Origin of the sequence: Rhodovulum sp. 12E13, assembly GCF_003340565.1 — a bacterium.
Classification (GTDB): Bacteria; Pseudomonadota; Alphaproteobacteria; order Rhodobacterales; family Rhodobacteraceae; genus HLUCCA09.
Map to the genome: position 1 here is coordinate 1 of NZ_QPLK01000084.1, position 2,645 is coordinate 2,645.

The 2,645-nt window shown below is 68.8% G+C and carries 3 protein-coding genes; 2 read left to right on the forward strand and 1 reads right to left on the reverse strand.

Annotated elements, in window-relative coordinates:
• Positions 1–223: 223 nt before the first annotated feature.
• The gene (locus tag DLJ49_RS21010; RefSeq protein WP_115395454.1) at positions 224–922 is read right to left on the reverse strand and encodes a winged helix-turn-helix transcriptional regulator; all 699 of its coding nucleotides are present in this window, start codon (positions 920–922) and stop codon (positions 224–226) included.
• A 179-nt stretch (positions 923–1,101) separates the two neighbouring features.
• Here DLJ49_RS21010 and DLJ49_RS21015 point away from each other — a divergent pair, with 179 nt between their 5' ends.
• Complete coding sequence (locus DLJ49_RS21015; RefSeq protein WP_115395455.1) at positions 1,102–1,323, forward strand: tautomerase family protein; 222 nt, start codon at positions 1,102–1,104, stop codon at positions 1,321–1,323.
• A gap of 79 nt (positions 1,324–1,402) precedes the next feature.
• Complete coding sequence (locus DLJ49_RS22670) at positions 1,403–2,197, forward strand: globin domain-containing protein (RefSeq protein WP_115395456.1); 795 nt, start codon at positions 1,403–1,405, stop codon at positions 2,195–2,197.
• Positions 2,198–2,645 lie beyond the last annotated feature (448 nt).

The window sequence follows — 2,645 nt, forward strand, 5'->3', positions numbered from 1 at the left end:
TTTTCACCAAACGTGTGACGACACTACATCCGCACTTCACCACCCTCTCGCAACCTAACCCCTTGAAATCCCCCCACCGGCCTCTCGCAGAACTCACAAATCCCCCCGGGAGGTGTCGAACTTCGGAGGCCGGCGCAGTCGACCTGCTCGCCGAGGGCGCGTGCGTCGCCGATATCGGCGCGTTCCGTCGCCCCTTCTGGATGCCGCACCGTGCGACTCCGTCTCAGACGGCCAGCTTCTCCTGAACGGCGAACGGACTGAGGCCGAGCCAGGTCTGCATGCTGCCGGCGAGCGTACGGTCGCCGACCATCGACAGGCTGTCCGCCTCGACGGCGCGCGCGACCGTCGTCAGCCCCATCCAGATCCGCGTCATCGTCCGCAGGTCCGTGTGGATGTAGAGGTCCACGTCGAAGCCCGGATCGACGTTGCACAGGTCCACGCTGCGGTCGGGATCCACGATCAGCCACCAGCGCCGCTGGGCGGGCGGCAGCTCGGGATAGACGACCTCGATCACTGTGCGCCGGTCCGGCACCGGGTCGGTGTCGAGATTGCGCCGCATGTCCCACATCAGCAGCTCGGGATCGAGGTTCTCCAGCGACGGCTCGGCCTCGACCCATTTCTGGCCCCACATACCGATGGCCTCGATCACCGGCTGCAGGTCGCGGCCCGATTGGGTCAGGCGATAGGCGTCCACCTCGGGCGGCCCCCGCAGGCGTTGGCGCTCGACGATTCCCTCAGCCTCGAGCTCGCCGAGACGCTTCGACAGCAGCGCCGGCGACATCCGCGGCACGCCGCGGCGCAGCTCGTTGAAGCGGGTCGAGCCCGCGATGAGCTCGCGCAGCAGCACGACGGTCCAGCGGGTGCAGAGGATTTCCGACGCCATGGCGACGGGGCAGAACTGGCGGTAGCTCGCGTTGGTCATCCTGGCCTCCCGTTCGGTCGGGTGCCTCGCAGGGTGCCACGCGGGGCCCGGGCGTGGCCAGTTCAGAAACTGTATCGGGCGGGTTCAGACCGTGAACTGGCCCGCGCCCGGCGGCGGCCGGCATCCTTGTCCTCGCGCCGGGCCGAACCGGCAGCATGGACCAGCAAGGAGGAAGCCCCATGCCCCTCGTCGATATCGACCTGATCGAAGGCGTCTTCGACGCCGACCAGAAACGCCGGATGATCGAAGACATCACCGAGGTGATGGTGCGCATCGAGGGCGAGCCCCTGCGCGGCACCACATGGGTGCGCATCCGCGAGATCGCCGGCGGCGAATGGGCCATCGGCGGCAAGCCCCTGACGGCCGCCGACGTGAAAGCGCTGCAGGCCGAGCCCGCCTGACCCGGCTGTGCCGCGGTGGGGCGGCCCACGGCCGGCTCCGCCGCGGCGTTCCCCCATCCAGCAAGAGGAGGACCGCGCCATGACCACGACGCTCGGCGAACGCCTTTCCACCGTCACGCTCTACGAACGACTCGGCGGCGCGGCCGGCATCCGTGCCCTCGTCGACGGCATCGTCGATGCCCACCTGTGCAACCCCGTCATCGAGGCACGCTTCCGGCCGTATCTCGACCAGCCGGAACGGGTGGCCGAGATCAAGCAGCACACCTGCGCCTTCCTCTCCGAAGGTAGCGGCGGGCCTGACACCTATCACGGCCGCAGCATGGACCAGGCGCATCGCGGCATGGGCATCACCGATGCCGAGTACAATGCGGCGGCCGACGACATCCTCGCCACGCTCGCCCGACACGGCCACGGCGCGGCGACGCGGGCCGAGGTCGGCGCGATGCTCGAGGCGCTCCGCGACGAGATCGTGGAGGCGGAACGCGGCGAGACGGAAACCGGCGAAGCCATGACCGGCGGGATCGAGACCAGGCGGTTCGAACAGCCCGACGAGGCGCTCGACATGAAGGAGCGGGGCGGCATCGACATCGTCCATACCGCTGCCGGATCGACCGGCATGTACGCCATCTTCGAGCCCGGCTGGACATGGGAGCGGGACGAGAAGCCGCTGCTCGGGTCGCCCGAGAGCTGCCCGATGCACCACACCGGCTACTGCATCGCCGGGACGCTGGCGGTTCGGATGGTGGATAGTGGCCGGGTGACCCGCATCCGCCCCGGCGACTTCTTCGAGATCCCGCCCAGCCATGACGCGCATGTCGATGGCGCCGAGCGGGTGGAGATGGTGCTGTTCGAGGCATCGGCGCACCGGGACTGAAGGGCCGGGCTTCCCTTGCGCTTGCCGCGCCCCGGAGCGGACGGCCGCATGCCACGCCGAAGGCAGCGGCGCCGGCCGGCCGTCACGTCCGTTTCAGGCGAAACAGGTCGCGGTAGTCCACGCTGCCCACCTTCGGATGATCCGGGATGTTACGCAGGACGTGAATGACCGGTTCGGGGACGCTGCTGCGCGTCATCAATGCCCATAGGGAACGGCAACTCTGGGCCGAATGGGATCGCGTAGGTTCTTGTCTTCATGGCGACGGCTGCACCGCCGCATGACCGCATGAGGCCACGGCTGTCTGCATCTGGCAGACCGCTCAGCCCGCAGTATTCACCGAATGCGTCTGAGCGGCGGATTTGGCGGTCGTGGGCCGGTCGTGAGGACCGGTCGAGGGTTGTGCAGACCCTCCCGAGCGGCGCGACGCCTGTTGACGGTGCGCGTGGGC

What these genes read in the sequence shown, in the direction of transcription:
- DLJ49_RS21015 (WP_115395455.1), top strand. Translation starts at nt 1,102, where the DNA reads ATGCCCCTCGTCGATATCGACCTGATCGAAGGCGTCTTCGACGCCGAC.
- DLJ49_RS22670 (WP_115395456.1), top strand. Translation starts at nt 1,403, where the DNA reads ATGACCACGACGCTCGGCGAACGCCTTTCCACCGTCACGCTCTACGAA.
- DLJ49_RS21010 (WP_115395454.1), bottom strand. Translation starts at nt 922, where the DNA reads ATGACCAACGCGAGCTACCGCCAGTTCTGCCCCGTCGCCATGGCGTCG.